This window comes from Lichenicola cladoniae (genome assembly GCF_013201075.1).
GTDB lineage: Bacteria > Pseudomonadota > Alphaproteobacteria > Acetobacterales > Acetobacteraceae > Lichenicola > Lichenicola cladoniae.
Map to the genome: position 1 here is coordinate 11,898 of NZ_CP053710.1, position 15,458 is coordinate 27,355.

19 protein-coding genes and 2 pseudogenes are annotated in these 15,458 nt (G+C 61.5%); 14 read left to right on the forward strand and 7 right to left on the reverse strand.

Annotated elements, in window-relative coordinates; all coding sequences use genetic code 11:
- Window positions 1-71: 71 nt before the first annotated feature.
- Together HN018_RS24125 and HN018_RS24130 are read left to right on the forward strand one after the other, a co-directional pair.
- Window positions 72-1,145, forward strand: a complete 1,074-nt coding sequence (locus HN018_RS24125; RefSeq protein ID WP_171837916.1) for an IS110 family RNA-guided transposase — start codon at window positions 72-74, stop codon at window positions 1,143-1,145.
- 25 nt (window positions 1,146-1,170) lie between these two features.
- Complete coding sequence (locus HN018_RS24130) at window positions 1,171-1,353, forward strand: IS3 family transposase (RefSeq protein WP_171837795.1); 183 nt, start codon at window positions 1,171-1,173, stop codon at window positions 1,351-1,353.
- Window positions 1,354-1,358: 5 nt separating this feature from the next.
- Here the strand turns inward: HN018_RS24130 and HN018_RS24135 are convergent.
- The 4 genes and pseudogenes from HN018_RS24135 to HN018_RS24150 all read right to left on the reverse strand — a co-directional run.
- A pseudogene (locus tag HN018_RS24135) lies at window positions 1,359-1,646 on the reverse strand (recombinase family protein); the annotation flags it as partial.
- Window positions 1,643-1,870: a hypothetical protein gene (locus HN018_RS24140; protein ID WP_171837793.1), complete on the reverse strand. Its 228-nt coding sequence runs from the start codon at window positions 1,868-1,870 to the stop codon at window positions 1,643-1,645. The gene HN018_RS24140 and the pseudogene HN018_RS24135, both read right to left, overlap by 4 nt.
- A gap of 262 nt (window positions 1,871-2,132) precedes the next feature.
- The gene (locus tag HN018_RS24145) at window positions 2,133-3,287 is read right to left on the reverse strand and encodes an HNH endonuclease (RefSeq protein ID WP_171837792.1); all 1,155 of its coding nucleotides are present in this window, start codon (window positions 3,285-3,287) and stop codon (window positions 2,133-2,135) included.
- Window positions 3,288-3,604: 317 nt separating this feature from the next.
- Window positions 3,605-4,285 carry a TetR/AcrR family transcriptional regulator gene (locus HN018_RS24150; protein ID WP_171837791.1) on the reverse strand — a complete coding sequence of 227 codons (681 nt, stop codon included), beginning with the start codon at window positions 4,283-4,285 and terminating at the stop codon, window positions 3,605-3,607.
- Window positions 4,286-4,302: 17 nt separating this feature from the next.
- On the opposite strand from HN018_RS24150, the gene HN018_RS24155 reads away from it, so the two are divergent.
- On the forward strand, window positions 4,303-4,758 hold the full coding sequence (locus HN018_RS24155) for a nuclear transport factor 2 family protein (protein WP_171837790.1): 456 nt from the start codon (window positions 4,303-4,305) through the stop codon (window positions 4,756-4,758).
- Between the two features lie 213 nt (window positions 4,759-4,971).
- Here the strand turns inward: HN018_RS24155 and HN018_RS24160 are convergent, their stop codons facing one another.
- Together HN018_RS24160 and HN018_RS24165 are read right to left on the reverse strand one after the other, a co-directional pair.
- Window positions 4,972-5,769 carry an IS3 family transposase gene (locus HN018_RS24160; RefSeq protein ID WP_239479430.1) on the reverse strand — a complete coding sequence of 266 codons (798 nt, stop codon included), beginning with the start codon at window positions 5,767-5,769 and terminating at the stop codon, window positions 4,972-4,974.
- Window positions 5,769-6,119, reverse strand: a complete 351-nt coding sequence (locus HN018_RS24165) for a transposase (protein ID WP_171837926.1) — start codon at window positions 6,117-6,119, stop codon at window positions 5,769-5,771. The genes HN018_RS24160 and HN018_RS24165 overlap by 1 nt, the downstream gene beginning before the upstream one ends.
- 79 nt (window positions 6,120-6,198) lie before the next feature.
- Here HN018_RS24165 and HN018_RS24170 point away from each other — a divergent pair, with 79 nt between their 5' ends.
- From HN018_RS24170 to HN018_RS24220, 11 genes and pseudogenes are all read left to right on the forward strand, one after another.
- On the forward strand, window positions 6,199-6,528 hold the full coding sequence (locus HN018_RS24170; RefSeq protein ID WP_171837824.1) for a hypothetical protein: 330 nt from the start codon (window positions 6,199-6,201) through the stop codon (window positions 6,526-6,528).
- 378 nt (window positions 6,529-6,906) lie between these two features.
- Window positions 6,907-8,235 carry a HEPN/Toprim-associated domain-containing protein gene (locus tag HN018_RS24175; protein ID WP_239479445.1) on the forward strand — a complete coding sequence of 443 codons (1,329 nt, stop codon included), beginning with the start codon at window positions 6,907-6,909 and terminating at the stop codon, window positions 8,233-8,235.
- 425 nt (window positions 8,236-8,660) lie between these two features.
- Window positions 8,661-8,810 (forward strand): hypothetical protein, encoded by a 150-nt coding sequence (locus tag HN018_RS24180; RefSeq protein WP_171837822.1) that lies wholly within the window; start codon window positions 8,661-8,663, stop codon window positions 8,808-8,810.
- An 80-nt stretch (window positions 8,811-8,890) separates the two neighbouring features.
- Window positions 8,891-9,217 (forward strand): hypothetical protein, encoded by a 327-nt coding sequence (locus HN018_RS24185; RefSeq protein WP_171837821.1) that lies wholly within the window; start codon window positions 8,891-8,893, stop codon window positions 9,215-9,217.
- A gap of 246 nt (window positions 9,218-9,463) precedes the next feature.
- A complete protein-coding gene (locus tag HN018_RS24190; RefSeq protein WP_171837820.1) occupies window positions 9,464-9,835 on the forward strand; it encodes a hypothetical protein in 372 nt (123 codons plus the stop codon).
- Window positions 9,832-10,281, forward strand: coding sequence for a hypothetical protein (locus tag HN018_RS24195; RefSeq protein WP_171837819.1), 450 nt, complete (start codon window positions 9,832-9,834; stop codon window positions 10,279-10,281). Before HN018_RS24190 ends, HN018_RS24195 begins: the two co-directional genes overlap by 4 nt.
- Complete coding sequence (locus tag HN018_RS24200; protein ID WP_171837818.1) at window positions 10,281-10,673, forward strand: hypothetical protein; 393 nt, start codon at window positions 10,281-10,283, stop codon at window positions 10,671-10,673. The genes HN018_RS24195 and HN018_RS24200 overlap by 1 nt, the downstream gene beginning before the upstream one ends.
- A gap of 240 nt (window positions 10,674-10,913) precedes the next feature.
- Window positions 10,914-12,610: pseudogene (locus tag HN018_RS24205) on the forward strand (DNA cytosine methyltransferase).
- A 284-nt stretch (window positions 12,611-12,894) separates the two neighbouring features.
- A complete protein-coding gene (locus HN018_RS24210; RefSeq protein ID WP_239479431.1) occupies window positions 12,895-13,767 on the forward strand; it encodes an ArdC family protein in 873 nt (290 codons plus the stop codon).
- Window positions 13,768-13,843: 76 nt separating this feature from the next.
- The gene (locus tag HN018_RS24215; protein ID WP_171837817.1) at window positions 13,844-14,221 is read left to right on the forward strand and encodes a hypothetical protein; all 378 of its coding nucleotides are present in this window, start codon (window positions 13,844-13,846) and stop codon (window positions 14,219-14,221) included.
- 26 nt (window positions 14,222-14,247) lie between these two features.
- A complete protein-coding gene (locus tag HN018_RS24220; protein WP_171837816.1) occupies window positions 14,248-14,796 on the forward strand; it encodes a hypothetical protein in 549 nt (182 codons plus the stop codon).
- A 15-nt stretch (window positions 14,797-14,811) separates the two neighbouring features.
- Here HN018_RS24220 and HN018_RS24225 read toward each other — a convergent pair whose 3' ends face one another.
- Entirely contained in the window at window positions 14,812-15,261 is a 450-nt protein-coding gene (locus HN018_RS24225; RefSeq protein WP_171837815.1) for a hypothetical protein, read from the reverse strand.
- Between the last annotated feature and the right edge of the window lie 197 nt (window positions 15,262-15,458).

Sequence of the window (15,458 nt, forward strand, 5' to 3'; positions counted from 1 at the left end):
CCGCCCTCCCATCACAGTCCTGTCCGCCCGCTCGATCGTCAGGCCCTTGCACCGGCCTGGAGCCTCACGTTATGAACGAAATCTCAACCAGCACCGACATCATTATCGGTGTCGACACCCACAAGCTCACCCATGCCGCCGTGGCGATCAGCGCACTCGGAGCCCGCCTCGGAACCACAACCATTCCAGCCAATTGCAGTGGCTATCAGGCTCTGCAGGCCTGGGCGCAATCCTTGGGATCAATCCGCGCTTTTGGCATCGAAGGCACCGGGTCCTACGGTGCCGGCCTCTCCCGCTTCCTGTGCGAGCACGGCTACCCCGTGTTCGAGGTCAACCGCCCCAATCGTCAGCTGCGGCACCAAAAGGGTAAGGACGATGCCCTCGACGCCGAAAGCGCCGCCCGAAGTGTTCTTGCCGGTCAGGCCATGGCATTACCGAAGTCCGGCACGAACAGGGTCGAGATGATCCACCACCTTAAGGTGGCCCGCGACACTGCGGTCAAAGGCCGGAGCCAGGCTATGCAGACGCTGAAAGCGATCATCGTCAGTGCACCCTCGGCCCTGCGCGAGCAACTCGACCGCTTGGCGGGCAAGATGACGCTGGTCCGACACCTCGCCGCTCTGCGCCCAGGCCCACTCACCTCGACGACAGCCTCGGCCAAGACCAGCTTGCGGGCCATCGCCCGGCGCTGGCTGACCCTCAACGAGGAGATCAAAACCCATGACGCTCATCTCGAGCAGCTGACAAGCCAACTCGCCCCTGAGCTGGTCAAGGCGCACGGGATGGGCGCAGGCACCGCCGCCGAAATGCTCATCCTCGTTGGCGACAACCCCGAGCGCATCCGCTCCGAGGCGGCTATGGCCAAGCTATGCGGCGCCTGCCCGATCCCGGCCTCCAGCGGCAAGACGAATCGCCACCGCCTCAACCGCGGCGGCAACCGACAGGCTAATGCCGCCCTGTACCGTGTGGTCATCGTGCGCATGCGCGCTCACCAGCCTACCCTCAATTACGTCAAGCGACGCACTGCCGAGGGAAAGAGCAAGCCCGAGATTATCCGCTGCCTGAAGCGCTTCGTGGCCCGTGAAATCTTCGGCTATCTCTGCCGTTCACCCGGGCCAACTCAATCAACGCTGTCTGGCTCTTGACCGATATAGGAGCATCAACGCGCCCATGGAAAGCTTCTTTGGCAGCATGAAAACAGAACTGGACGCTCGCCAGCCGTTCGAAACGCGCCTGGCTGCGAAGAACGTTGTGTTTGCTTTTATTGAAGGCTTCTACAACCGAACCCGGCTGCATTCAGCTATCGGATACCGTTCACCTGCTGATCTGCAACAAAGCGTCGCGGCTGCGTAAGCCATAACCATCTCGGTCAGCGAGCGGAACCCTATGCCTCGTTTGTCCAGATCAGCTACGAGGGTCAGCAGATGGGGCAACGATCGGCCGAGCCGGTCGAGCTTGTAGACGGTGAGCATGTCCCCTGAGCCTACATAACCAAGCAGATCGTCTAGTCCTGGGCGTTCGGCCTTAGCGCCGGAGACTCCGTGATCTTCAAAGATCCTGTCGCACCCCGCGGCGCGGAGCGCATCGAACTGTAGGTGAAGTTCCTGGCCGGCTGTGCTGACGCGGGCATAACCGATGATAGTCATGTAGATTGATTTCCACTGCAGCTGACAAAGGCTGCGTCTTTTGCAGTTTTCCATCGGTAGAAGCGGGTCCGGAACCGTGCCTTGCCCGCTACGATTCTCTCGAACAGCTCTGGTGAGCAAGCTAGATATTCTGGGTCAGCCAACCGCCTTCGCCGGGTCGCCTCAATGTGCAGACGCTCTTGTTCGACCTCGGCTGCGGTGAGTTCAGGTGGATCGAGCAGCATGATTTCTCCGGAAACCCGTCCGTAAATCATAGCGTCCGAAAACCCGTCTAGGATGGGGTTATCGGACAGGTTTCCGCTTTGCCGGCATACGACCGTTTTCCGAACTCAGCGAAATGGCCCCTTAGCGCCAGAAGCGGAAGTAAAAACAGACGTTCATGGTGCCGGAAAGCGGACTTGATCGTCTCGCTGCTCAACGATGGGTTTTCAGGTCTCCCCTAAGCGGGGTCGACCCGCCTACCGGTTGCTCTCGCCGCCGCGTTGTTCAAGGCATCACGCACGGCTGGAGCATGCCGTGCTCGTCAGGCTTTGCAACGCGAATGCGACCAACACGCAGCGTGCCGTCCGGAGCATACATCAAATTAAAGATGAGGATCTCTTCTTTGCCATCATTATCAAGATCTGCACGAAAAAGTTCGCTGAGCATCAGCCCGAAGCCCTTCTGCGGCTCAATTGCTACGCGCCACTCATCCTGCTGCACAACATTACACGTGACCTGAGCCATCAGGTCGGCGATGGTCTTGCACTTGTTAAAAAGTGCACCGTCTTCAACCTCGTCAAATTCGATCCATACTTCCCGGACCCATGCGGATGACCAACGATCAAGGTTGCGTAAAGTGACGCGGGGATAGCGAAGCACCGACTCCGGCGCAAACTTTGCATGTTCGAGCATTGACAACATGCCACAATTCCGATCGGCCATGCCGTAGCAATTCATGTCGAATTGGGAGCGTGCCCACAGTCCTCTTTCTTGGGCGGTAATAAATTCTTTGCAGTTAGTGCATATCGTTTCTACACCCGCATCGTTCTGTAGAACGACGGAGTCGATCCCGCCGCCGCCCAATGCAAACGGCTTGACCATCAGCGTGCGCGCTAGATCAGCACTGATCAACGTGATGTCCTCGCCGCCGACTAGTTCCGGGGAATGACGCAGCCGAGTCATTCCCTCCTGTTGTCGATGGATATCAAGCACGTCCTCGACATCGAGCGAGTTCCGATCGGCTTTCGCCTTGATCTGGAGATAGGCGGTAAGCAATCTCCGATTGTCAATCGAAACAGACAATCGTTCTTGAACGGCGCAGCTGTGCTGTTTGGCGATGTCGAGGAAATGGATCAAGACGCTGTTCGCCCGGACTTGAGCGCTCTTGCTTCCGTTCTGAAAACGTCTTGTCGGAAGGAGGTTGTCTAAGCCGTTCAGGTCGAAATCATCGCCAATGATCTTCTCGCGCTTCAGGCGAGCTAAGTCCCCTGTCGAGATGGTGATCGGCACCACGTGATCGATATCGAGGTCGCTGAAGGCGATAAGATCACCGGTGTAAGAACAGCGTTTTTTATGTACCTCCCAAATCGCTGCGCGCAATTCGGTGGGAAGCTGCTTGCGCTTGATACCGGTGGGAGCCGCTGGGTCGTCCTGGTTCATAGCGGCTAGAATGCAACGGCATGGATCGATCCACCAGAGGCACCCCAACAGCTGTGCTTGGCTGACTGGCGGGCCCTCCCATTGTCGTTCGCAATGCTCAACCAGCGGCTGGCTGTAGCCGCCTTTCTAGATGCTGGCCCAAAAGCAGACCTTCCGCTCTCGGCCAACTCTTACCGTTCGGCGGTGGCCGCTCTGCGCCAGACGCAGTCGTCTAAGCACACCGGTGCCTTCTCCAGAGCAGACTCCGATTGATAGCTCTCGATAACTCGATCTTTTGGGGAGCAGACCTTGTTTGCGCAGTCGGCCCTATCGACGGCCTAGACGCTGGCTAGGGCCTCGATCGTCCGCGCGAACAGGCGCGCCCGCTCGAGGCGCTTCTCCTGTCCTTCCAGGCCGGTTTCGATGCACAGGCTAGTGTAGCCGTGCACGAGCGACCAGGCGACTAGGGTGACATCTTGCACCGCGGGGCCCGGGGCTAGCCCGGTAATGATCGCTGCGAGCTCGACTTGACCCATAGATGCCGCAGCTTGAGCGTCGTGGTGCTGCGTGATGTCCACGAACTCCTTCCCAAACATCAGCCGGAAGAGAGCTGGTTGCTCTTGCCCGAAGGCTATGTAGCCTTCCGCGGCCTTGGTCAGGCGCTCAGAAGGGACGGAGGTCGAGGCTGCAGCGGCACGGGTGCTTGCCGCAAGGCTCTCGAACCCAACCCGGACCAGCTCGGCGAGGAGCGCTGCCTTGTCGGTGAAGTGGTTGTAGGGAGCCTGCCGGGATAGCTCGGCACGCTCGGCCACTTGGCGCAGTGACAAGCCCGCTGCGCCACTTTCTTCCAGCAGCGCCGCAGCCGCTTCAATCAGGGCCGAGCGGGCGTTTCCATGATGATAGGCGGTCCGTCGAACATTCATGTGCGGAGGATGCGATTGCATGTTGACGGCGTCAATACGACCGCTAATGTTGTCGATGTCAACACCGTATGGCCTTCCTGCCTGGCCATCCTGCAAGCTGAGAGGGTTCGTCCATGTACCACGCCATCGTCAAACGCCTTGCTCGGAAGAACTTCCTCCGCGTGAATGCGAAAGATTTCAACGCTCTCTTAAAGGACTGCGTTCCTGACGTTCATCACCGTTTTGGCGGCAATCATGCACTCGGCGGTGAGCGTCACGATCGTGAGGCGCTGGGACGTTGGTTTGGCCGGCTGGGCCGCCTCGGCAAGCAGCTTACCCTGACCGTCAACGATGTCTGGGTGAAGGGGCTGCCGCACGACACCACGATCATCGTGCGCTGGTCTGCGACCGACGTCATCCCAGACAATGGTGCTCCTTACCAAAATCGTGGCGTTCACATCGTGAAGATGCGTTGGGGCAAGATCGTCGACATTGATGCCCATGAGGACTCACAGGCAGTGTCCGAAAGCCTCAAGCGACAAGCAGCAATGGGTGTCGAGGAGGCGACGGCGGCGCCAATCGTCAGCTGATCGCCAATTCCGCACCGGCCCGATGCTTTCCGGTGAGCAACACGAAGGATGCGGGCTGGACATGGCTCAGTGATCCCAAATCGCACGTTCGACACGGCGACATTGTCGAATGCATGGTGGAACTGAACGACAGGCTGGTACGACAATCAGCAAGGAGCACTTGTGACCACCTTCAACCCCACCTTTGGAGTGCGCCCCTGCGGGTGCACGATTTCAGGCGGCGACTTTGACCTGCTGGCGGGCGTGTTGATCTTCAAAAGTAACAGGGCTGACGTAGCCCAGCGCTGAGTGTAGTCGACGAGCGTTGTAGACATGGTCGATAAAGCGGGGAAGATCTGCAGCGACATCGCTGAACGTCTCGTACGCCATGGGGTAGACGGCCTCGACCTTGAGCGTCTTCATAAAGCTTTCTGCTTTGGCATTGTCATAAGGATTACCGCGGCGGCTCATGGAGCCGACGAGCTTGTGATCTGACAGAACTTTGCGATACGCGGCACTTGCGTATTGCGACCCGCGATCGCTGTGGTGCACACATCCTGCCGTTGGACGTCGTGCCTGGATGGCTGCATTCAAGGCAGCGATAGCTAGGCGAGCGTCGATGGAGCGGCTGATTGCGTAGCCGACGACACGCCGAGACCAGGCATCCAGGATCACCGCAACATACACAAAACCGCCGATGATGGCGATGTATGTAATATCGGCAACCCAGAGCTGATCAGGGCTGCTCGTGTCGATCCCAGGCGCCAGGTTCGGGTGGATCGGCTGCTCGTGGTCGCTGTCGGTTGTGGCGACATATCGCCGGCGGCGTTTGGGCTGCAGGTCATGCTCGCGCATCAGGCGACGCACCTTCTTGCTGTTCACCACCAGCCCCTGGTGACGCAGTTCCGCGCAGATCCGGCGGTAGCCATACGCCTCGAACTCCTCGCCGATCGCCCGGATCCGGCTGATAATCTCATCATCCTGCCGAGGAGCGACAACCGTGTCGTGGTAAGTCGAACGAGCTATGCCCATCAGCCGGCATCCCTGGGTAATGCTGAGACCACCGGGCCGGTGATGACGGACATAGAAACGTTTCTGCTCGATCGTCCGTGCTTGAGAGCCCCCTTTAGATACTCGAGTTCGAGTGCCTGTCGTCCAACGAGCCGCTCAAGCGCTGCGATCTTCGCCTCGTATCCAGACAATAGATCCGCTGCCTCCGCCTCATCGTCGAACGCGCCGGCCTCTGCCTTGGCGATCCAGATGCGGATCAGGTTCCGACTGATGTCGTGCCGCCTGGCAAGCGCGTGCAGCGTCTCTCCTGCGGTGTATTCAGCGACAAGCTGGCGCTTGAACTCGATACTGTGGACGCGATGCTTGGCCATGACCTTACTCCTGTAAAGCCCTCCAGCAGGGGGTCAACCAGATCGCCCCATCCTGTCCACCCGCAGGGGCGCACTCCACTTGGCTGCCCTCTTTGGCAGTGTCGCTACAGCGGTGGCGATTTTCGGCGGCGGCCTGGCTGTCGAGGCCTATAAGCGCCGCCACGACCGCACAGGAATGGCATTGGCGCTCGCGGGAGCCATTGACGCTTGGTTGAGTCTAATTGCATCACGCGAGATGATCGAGGAACTCTGGGCATCATTGGATCAGTTAGAGGCCGGTCGGCCAAATACTTTCGGCTCGCTCATCGGTGAGAATATATCTTTTCAAACCATTACTCTCGCATATGCAAGTCAGATTGGTCATCTTGGTGATGACCTGCCGTTCCGAGTTGCTCGCTTTTTGGCTTAATGCAGAAGCATTGACGCATGACCTTTCGCGTCTCGGTCAGAGCGTCGACAAGCCGGAAGTCCAGGCAATGCTCATTCGTCGGATGCGGCCCGTCTGGGTCCAGACGGAAGAACTAGGCACCGGTCTGGTGACCGAGTTGAAGCGACAAGCCTCGAGGACACGCTAGCAGCCTGCAAAGGTTAATATCCTGACGTCCGCTTTCGCACGTTTTCGCTCCAAAGCGGAATATCCGCTATCGGCCAGGCATGCCCCGGGCGGACCGCCGCCAGCCAGTGGGTCTAGGATCGGGTCTGGTGGGAAGCGGACATAGCTGTGGATCGCTTCTTGGCCACTTTACGCTTTCAGCCGCTATCGAGAGGCCTTGCTAACGCCTTGGACATGCCGCTCCATGACAGCATGGGCTCAATGATTCACTTGACGCTTGGTCGAATAGAGCTGGATTGGGGAAAGAACTCCGGGTTTAGCGACCACAGCGCTCTGTTCCGCCCCGACGACCTCACGACAATCCCGTACTATTACGCCGGCGATAGCGATGATCTGGAGTGTGCGCACCTGCCGCTCATCCAGCGGCGGGAGGACTTCAGCTACCGCCTGATCACCGAGATGAAGGAGGGCTACTCCGCACCCTTAAAGGTTGTGGCGCGCAGGCTTCTCTTGCTTGGCCATACTGATGCCTATTGCCGCCAGGAGTTCCAGTGGCACGCCGAGGACGGCTACTTGCATCATGATTTCACCTTCGATGAGCTGAAGGCCATACTGGCGACGGCGGACTTTAGCGATGCTCATCTGTCGCCGGAAAAGGGTTCGGAATCTCTCGCCGAGTTCCTCTTGACGCACGTGTTTCCGAAATATGGCCCTGAAGCGCCTCAGCGCCTTCAAATATCATGGCCAGATGGGGGCGAGGTCGACGGGCTCAGCGCTTACACCGTCATTCGGCTGCTCGCTGACAACCCTACCGCCCAGGAGCTGCCGATCACCTGGCAGTTCGTAGACGTCGCCGACGGAGGCTGGGCGCCCCGCGCAGCGTTCGACGCGCCGTTACGGCAGTCGAGCCGCTTCCTCATCGTCACTGAGGGCTCATCGGATGTGCACATCCTGAAGCACGGCCTGCAACTGCTATATCCAGACTTGGCCGACTTCTTCGACTTCGTAGACATGAAAGAGAACTATCCATTTTCAGGAACCGGCAACCTTTACAACTTTGTTCGCGGTCTGATCAGCATTAAAGTCCAGAACAACATCGTCGTGATTTTCGACAACGACAATGAGGGCGTCTTCAATTGGGAGCGATGCGCGCGCTTGAGAACGCCGGCGAATATGCGGATCGTTAAGCTGCCGGACCTTGAGCGCTTCCAGTCTTTCCGAACGGTTGGGCCCTCTGGTGAGCATTTGGGGGACATCAATGGCAAGGCAGCTGCGATCGAGTGCTATCTCGACACGGGCTCCGAACCTCAGGTGCGTTGGACTTCCTACGATCAAAGGCGCGATAGTTATCAAGGCGCCATCGTCGGCAAGGAGGGGCTGCAAAAAGCTTTTCTGGCTCAGAAATCAGTGGATCAGACCTACGATTACTCAGGTCTTACGGCAATCCTGGCGATGCTAATTTCTGAATGCGTGTTCATCGCCGAAGCGGAAGCCAAGGCCCTTTTGGACACCGAGCGGATCGATCAGATTGCTGGCGAGGGGCCTGAGACTATCGAGGAGTAACAAGGGTCATGTCCGCTTGGGGTCGAAATCAGTAATAGACGCTGCGCTTGACCTGCGTATGCGGGACCCAAGCCAGCTTTCTTGCCAGGGCTCCGAAAAGTCCGCTTTTACCGGATCTTACTCCGAAGCGGACAGTCCGGTTTCGGCCAGCTTTCCCCACGCTCTGTAGAGGTGGCGCATCGCCTCTGCAGCCATAGATCAGGGCCATAACAGGCTCGAAGACAAAGCCTGTCAGCCGGATGAGGACAGGCCATCAATTAGAAATTTATGAACCGGGTGAAGAGGCAGTGCCTGCCACCCTGATCCGGTCGCCGCAAGGCATCGGCTGACGCCTCACGCGCGAGCGCATGGCCTTGCCCCGCCCAGCTCAGCGCGCCCGGCCGGGAAGGGTCTTCGAGATGAAGATCCTAAACGGAGAAGCGCAGATGAAACAGGTTCTGACGGCAACACTGCACGTCATCGGTGGGCTCGCGGTGGCGATGGTTCTTGCTGCCGTGGTGGTGGCACCCGGCTTTCTGAGCGGCTCATCCTCGATGATCCATCTGCCCACCATCGCCGAGATCGCCAGCCGCTGAAGCGGCTTCCTTCTAAATCCCCTGACCTGTTGGCTGCCGCCGCCCGCGATGACGCGCGGCCGGGCAGCCGGAGATGCACGATGGCCCAGAAGCTCGACCCGTCCCGCGCCACCGCCGGCCGGTGGCTCACGATACCCACCCACATGACAATGTACGACGGCGATCGCCTGCCGACCTTCGCTGTCATCGCAACAGGACCCGATGCATGCGAACAGTTTGTCGGTCGGGCCCACCCTAAAAGCGGCACGCCGGACGAGCGTCCGGTGGTGGAGATGGACGCGCGTTTGTTCGCTGCCTCCAAGGCGATGGCGACTCTGCTGCTGCAGGCGCTTGCCTATGAGGAGGATGCGTTCCGGCTCGATATGCCGGTCGACGGCGGTGATCTGGTGCAATGGTTTGCCGAATAGCGCGAGGACGTGCGCGGCATCCTGGAAATGGCCGCCACCGACCGGGCCTGAACCTTGATGTTCGGGTCGGCGCGGCCGAGGCCACAGGGCTTCGATCCAGATCCAGTCGTCCGGCTGCGCCGCCAGAGCCTAAAGGCCCGGCTGACCTGCCTTGGCGATCCCCCCGAATACACGCGCCTGGTCGCGACCATCAAGGTTGGCCGACCGGTCGTGCAACCCGAACTCTTCTCCTGAAAGAGCAGGCTCATGAGCAACCACAAGACCATCCCGGCCGACCCGGCTGGCACCGACATGCACATCCTGACCCCGGACAAGACTGCGCTCCGTGGCACCCTTGAGATCATTCCTGCCTGCGCTCAGCTCGGTAACCTGCATGTCGATGCCGACGGGTCCATCGGCTTCGACTTCGTCAGCTGGGCGGAGCAGTGGTTCGAGGATGCGCGGCCAGTTGAACAGCCGCATCCCCGTACCGGGCGAAGCGGCTTCGTCTTTGTCGACTCCCATGGCGGCGAGCACCATGAGGACGATTTGCTGCGCTGCCTGCCAGGTGGGCGCGTGGCGGGATGCCCGCACTGCCAGGCGGTCGCTCAGCCCTCAACCGGGCTGGTGCCGGCATGACCCCGACACAACGCCTGCAAAGCTTGCTGCATGAGGAGCAGGCACATTGCGCCGCCCTCGAGGCCGGGATCCGCGAGCTGCTGGCGCACATCGGCAGCACTAAGTTCGTCGGCGTGGAGCAGGACGGTGGGCGACGCGATTGGATCGCCACAACCGATGTCGACCGCCGCCTGCAGACCATCCTGGGCGAGGGGCTGCAGGCGCGGGACCTGGAAGCCCGCTACAGGTGGGCCATCCTGCCGGCAGCGGACAGTGTCGACCGGCTCCGCGCGATCGACCTCGACCGGGTGATCGGTCCACTGCCCGAGCTCAATCTGCCAGGCTTTGTGGCTTGGCTGATCGCCAGCCGGCCAGACCTTGGCGACCGCGTCCGTGAGATCGAGGAAGAGCTGAACCGTAATCGATACGCCGGGGCTCGCACCGTCGGGCAGAAGGAGATGGCCTGATGATCCGGCAGTATGACGCGTCTCGTAGCCGAGGCGGGCCCAACCCGCTGCGCGTGGGCGTCATCGCTATCGGCAGCATTTATTACTTGCAGGACCAAGGCTTCTTTCGTGACCGGTTCGGTGGCACGCCGGTCTGTCGGGTGCCGTGGATGGTCGAGGCGTTCCTGAACGGAACGCTCGGGGCGGCGTGGCGCGATCCGCGGACCGGCCAATGGGAAAGTTGCTTCATCAGCGGCCGATCGGATCTGGCGGTCATGCGGTCACTCCGCGACGGCCGCCGACAGGCGATAAGCGTGCGAATGCTGATCCTTCATGACGACGAGGGACTCTGGAAGCTGCCAACCGCCTATCCCGACCTCCCGAATACTGGCCGGTTCTATCGATGCACATGAAACGTTTTGCCGAAGGTGACGGTATAATTCGGGCTTTGGTGAAAAGTATTTCTGCCATGAACGAATGAGGGACAAACAAGGACCGCGTCCCATCTGCCTGCCGCCCATGCAAAGGGTGGGTCCTCGCCATGCTCGCCCGGCGAGCCGGCCTGCGCGTGGCTCCGGTCCCGACGCCAGAGCGTCGCCGTTGCACGGCCAACCGCCAGCTGACGGCGGGAAGGGGATCAGGGGGATCCTCACATGCTGCAAACGAACGACGGCACTCATCACGTCATCAACCATGCCCACCTTTTCGCGGGGCTCGGCGGCGGTGCGCGCGGCTTCAACAACACCAGCGCGCGCGTCAGGAGCCTGACCGCCGAGTTCCGCTGCCTCGGCGGCATCGACGTTGACGCCGCAGCAATCCGCGACTTCGGCCGGCTGGCCGGAGTGCCCGGCACGGTGCTCGACCTGTTCGACCGCGATCAGTTCCGCGCGTTCCACGGCTGCGAGCCGCCGGCGGACTGGCGCGAGACGACGGCGGCCGACATCCATCGGGCGTTCGGCCACAAGCACCCGCACATCCTGTTCCTGTCGGCGCCCTGCAAGGGGTTCTCCGGTCTGCTGTCTGAGACCAAGAGCAAGACGGCGAAATATCAGGCGCTCAACCGCCTGGCACTGCGCGGCATCTGGCTGGCGTTGGAAGCGTATGCCGACGATCCGGTCGAGCTGATCGTGTTCGAGAACGTGCCACGCATCGCCACCCGTGGCCGCCACCGGCTGGATCAGATCGTCGGCCTGCTCCGTGCCTATGGTTATGCAGTTGCCGAGACCACGCATGATTGCGGCCGGTTGGGTGGGCTCGCGCAATCGCGCAAGCGGTACCTTTTGGTCGCCCGGCACACCGGCAAGGTTCCGCCGTTCCTCTGGGAGCCGCGCACCCGGCCGCTGCGCGGTGTCGGCGAGGTACTGGGGCGCATGCCATTGCCGGGTGATCCGGCAGCGGGCCCAATGCATCGGGTTCCCATGCTCCAATGGCAGACGTGGGTGCGCCTCGCCTTCGTCGAAGCCGGCAGCGACTGGCGGTCGCTGAACAAGCTGGTCGTCGAGGATGGCGTTTTGCGCGATTTCGCGCTCGAGCCGGCCGGTGACCGGCAGCTTGGCATACTCGGCGTCCGGCCGTGGGAAAAACTGACAGGGACCCTCACCGGCCGATCGACGCCGGACAACGAGGCCCACAGCGTGGCGGATCCGCGCATCGATGGGCATGAACGGTCGGTGCAGCTCGGCATCCGGCACTGGACGGATGCCGCACCGTGCGTCACCGGCAAGATGTTCGTTGGCGGCGGACCGCACGCGGTTGCTGACCCGCGCCATGGCGGTCCGGCCAAGCACTCCAACGAGTTCCGCATCGTGCCATGGGACGGGGCAGGCCGTTCCGTCACGGAGCGCACGGAACCGGCTAATGCGTTGCCGATCCACGTTAGAACCTCGATCGCCGCAAAGGCGACGACTTCTACGGTGCCGGGCTCTACGGCGTCATGCACTGGCGCGCCAGCACAGGCGCCGTCAGCAGCGCGGCCGGCTACGATACCGGGCGGTGGAGTGTCGCTGACCCCAGGCCGACCCTGCCGGCCGCAACGGACCGCCTGGTCGCGGTGATTCGCAGCCTGGACCAGTGCTGGCACCGGCCCCCACCACCGCCGAGCTTTGCGCACTACAATCCCTCTACGACCCGGAGAAACAGATGCAGCTGGATGGCATGTCGGACGCGGATTGGCGCGAGCGCATCGGCAACGCCGTCCCGCCTGCCGCGGCGCAGGCGATCGCCGAAACCATGGGACGCACCCTGCTGATGGCCTGGAGTGGTGAGACCTTATCTGCTGTCGGCCGAGCCGATCTGGGTGCAGCCGATCGCCATGGCCCTGAGCGTCCGCCAGCCCAACGACGGGATCTGAGAGGAAGAGACGATTGAAAAAGACTGAGGTGGTCTGGAAAGAATTGATGGGGAAAGGGCGATGCCGCAACCGGCCGGACGCCACAAGGGTAAAGGCCTGACGGCCCGCGCGTGCCGCGCGCCCTTGTCCCGCCCGCCCGGCCGCGACCCGTGGAGAGGTGTTCGAGAGCCAGAAAAAGGACGAGCACCATGGCCAGCACCCGCCGTTCACGCCCAGACCAGACCGCTCCCCGCGACAACTACCAGGAGGTGACTGACCGCATCATCGCGGCCCTCGAGGCCGGCGTGGTGCCGTGGCGCCGCCCCTGGGATCCGGCCTTGGCCGGTCAAAACACCATGCCGTCCAACGCCACGACCGGCAGGTTCTATCGCGGCATCAACGTGCTGATGCTGGCGCTGTCGCCCTTCGCGTGGTCGACCGGCGACAACAGGTGGTGCTCATACAAGCAGGCTGCAGAACGCGGCTGGCAGGTGCGCAAGGGAGAGCGCGGCACCACAGTGTTCTTCTTCAAAAAACTGGAGCGCAAGGACGCCGAAGGCGCGCCCGAGCTGACCGGTGACGGGACGCAGCGATTCATCCCGATGCTGCGCGCCTCGACAGTATTCCATGCCAGCCAGATGGACGGCATTTCCGAAGTTCCCGCTTCCGGACCGCACGAGGTCAGCTGGCGTCGCCCCGAGGCGGTCGACACCATCCTGCGCAACAGCGGTGCGGTGATCCGCATCGGCGGATCGCAGGCGTTCTACAATCCGTCCAGCGACCACATCCAGATGCCGCCGCATGAATGCTTTTCGTCACCCGAATTGTTCGGAGCCGTCGCTCTTCATGAATTGGCGCATTGGTCAGGTGCGGAATCACGGCTTGACCGAGACCTGACTAGAACGTTTGGTATCGCGCGCTATGCGGAGGAAGAACTCCGCGCCGAGCTGGCAAGCTGCTTTATGGGCAATACGATAGGCCTGCCGAGCGATATTCCAAACCATGCCAGCTACCTGCATAGCTGGTTAAAGAAACTTCGCGACGACAAGCGCGAGATATTTCGCGCCGCCGCAGCGGCGCAGCGCATCGCCGACTTCTGTCTGGCTTTCCATCCCGACTATCGCGCCGCGGCGGAAGAAACCCAGGAGCCCGTAGCCGACGAACGGCTGGCAGCCTGACGCCTTCCAGAAACACCGGATCAACGCCGTCTCGCACGTCGTGCGGACGGCGTTCCACACCAGCGAAAGCAGAATCATGAGCACGAACGATTTGGACCAGCTGTGCATTCCGGCGTTGCACGATCAGATCCCCGACCAGGCGTTGTACTGGATCGGGCTCTACCTCGTCGTCCTGGACTACGGCGGCCCGGAAGAAGGCGGCCACTGGTATCCTTCCGGCGGCCTCGAGACCGATCCGGCGCTGTATCGCCTTCTCGGTCACCCGCCCAGCGCTTTTTTCAGCGACGACGAGGCGTCCACCGTCCTGGCGGACATGGAAGCCAACCTGCCGCTGCTGAACGCAGGCCGCCCGCCCCTGCATGCCTCGACCAGCAAGGGGCTGTACGAGCTACACGTCATGCACGCGCCGACCCTGCCGCGTGCCTTTCCCGACGTCGGCCCGCGCTACGCGTAACAATTCCCTGCGAAAGGACCACCGCCATGCCCGCGACGCTTCCGATCGCCAGCATTGTCTTCCCGAAACTGCAATTGCCGCTGTTCGAGGATGGGCGGTTCACCGCCACGAAGTTCGACAGCAGCGCTGACAAGGCGAAGTTCGCCAACCACCTGTTGCGCTTCATCGCCAGGGGCTTCCCCGAGGCCTCGTTCAGCCAGGCCTTCTATCGGCGGCTGTCGATGTGCTTCTCGCACATTGCGCACTACGACAAGCACGGGTTCTGGGACTACTTCTTTACCAGCACGGAACGCTGCATCGAATTCCTCAACGACACGCTGCGCGGCGGCGGCTACGGCGATCCCGCCTGGACCTACTGCGATGTCGAATTGGCGATCCGCAAGCGGGTGCAGGAGGCCAGGGTGATCGAAGCCTACCGTCAGGCTCGTGCTGCGGAAGTTACTGGAGCGGAGCGCGAACTGCTCCGCCGTCTCAAGGCCCAGTACGAGCCAAAGGTGGCCGCACTACCGCCGACTGAAGCGACCCCGCCCGGTATCATCCCTCGCGGCCCAGCCGTGCAGCTTGGCCTGTTCTGAGGCCGTAGCCGTATCTCAGGCAGCGGAAAGCACCTGACAGCGGCCATGGCCATGGAGCGCGCGTTCGAAATGCTCGACGGCCATGCGCGGCGTGTCCTTGAGCAGGAACACCGACCCGTGCGGGATCGATGTGACCTTATGGTGCAGTTCGGTCTTGCAGCCTGGCTTGCCACTCAGGAACTTCACGCCCCGACCCGGCCGGGCCGCGCGTCCGTTCCTGAGACTGGCGGCGATCTCGCGCCCAACGAGATAGACCGGAGCGTCATGGGCTATCCAGACCGCCGACCGGATGTCGGTGTAGTCGGCCTCTATCCGGAGTTCCACACAGTCAGTAACGGCGTCTGGCGTGCCGTCAACGCCCCATATGCGCAGGCAGAGCGCGCGCAGCGCGTCCCCCCGCCCTGGTTCGAACACCCAGCCGATTTCCTGGCCGCGCCACCGTCCATCGAGCCTCTTGGCGTGCATCGAAAGATCCGGATGGAACGGAGCCACTAGCTCCAGCCTGTCCCCGTTCGTCCTGATCACCACCATGATGCGGGTCCCCTGTTCGTGGCTGAACCCTAGTACTCGACGATCGGCGTGTACAGCCATGCCGACGATAATGGATGCGAAACGAGAAAATGTGAATCATGAAATGGGAATGACCGTTGGAGAGGGGGACG

Excerpts from the sequence above, each read along its gene's own strand:
- HN018_RS24125 (WP_171837916.1), top strand. The coding sequence starts at position 72 with ATGAACGAAATCTCAACCAGCACCGACATCATTATCGGTGTCGACACC.
- HN018_RS24130 (WP_171837795.1), top strand. The coding sequence starts at position 1,171 with ATGGAAAGCTTCTTTGGCAGCATGAAAACAGAACTGGACGCTCGCCAG.
- HN018_RS24140 (WP_171837793.1), bottom strand. The coding sequence starts at position 1,870 with ATGCTGCTCGATCCACCTGAACTCACCGCAGCCGAGGTCGAACAAGAG.
- HN018_RS24145 (WP_171837792.1), bottom strand. The coding sequence starts at position 3,287 with ATGAACCAGGACGACCCAGCGGCTCCCACCGGTATCAAGCGCAAGCAG.
- HN018_RS24155 (WP_171837790.1), top strand. The coding sequence starts at position 4,303 with ATGTACCACGCCATCGTCAAACGCCTTGCTCGGAAGAACTTCCTCCGC.
- HN018_RS24160 (WP_239479430.1), bottom strand. The coding sequence starts at position 5,769 with ATGGGCATAGCTCGTTCGACTTACCACGACACGGTTGTCGCTCCTCGG.
- HN018_RS24165 (WP_171837926.1), bottom strand. The coding sequence starts at position 6,119 with ATGGCCAAGCATCGCGTCCACAGTATCGAGTTCAAGCGCCAGCTTGTC.
- HN018_RS24175 (WP_239479445.1), top strand. The coding sequence starts at position 6,907 with ATGCCGCTCCATGACAGCATGGGCTCAATGATTCACTTGACGCTTGGT.
- HN018_RS24180 (WP_171837822.1), top strand. The coding sequence starts at position 8,661 with ATGAAACAGGTTCTGACGGCAACACTGCACGTCATCGGTGGGCTCGCG.
- HN018_RS24185 (WP_171837821.1), top strand. The coding sequence starts at position 8,891 with ATGGCCCAGAAGCTCGACCCGTCCCGCGCCACCGCCGGCCGGTGGCTC.
- HN018_RS24190 (WP_171837820.1), top strand. The coding sequence starts at position 9,464 with ATGAGCAACCACAAGACCATCCCGGCCGACCCGGCTGGCACCGACATG.
- HN018_RS24195 (WP_171837819.1), top strand. The coding sequence starts at position 9,832 with ATGACCCCGACACAACGCCTGCAAAGCTTGCTGCATGAGGAGCAGGCA.
- HN018_RS24200 (WP_171837818.1), top strand. The coding sequence starts at position 10,281 with ATGATCCGGCAGTATGACGCGTCTCGTAGCCGAGGCGGGCCCAACCCG.
- HN018_RS24215 (WP_171837817.1), top strand. The coding sequence starts at position 13,844 with ATGAGCACGAACGATTTGGACCAGCTGTGCATTCCGGCGTTGCACGAT.
- HN018_RS24220 (WP_171837816.1), top strand. The coding sequence starts at position 14,248 with ATGCCCGCGACGCTTCCGATCGCCAGCATTGTCTTCCCGAAACTGCAA.
- HN018_RS24225 (WP_171837815.1), bottom strand. The coding sequence starts at position 15,261 with ATGCACGCCAAGAGGCTCGATGGACGGTGGCGCGGCCAGGAAATCGGC.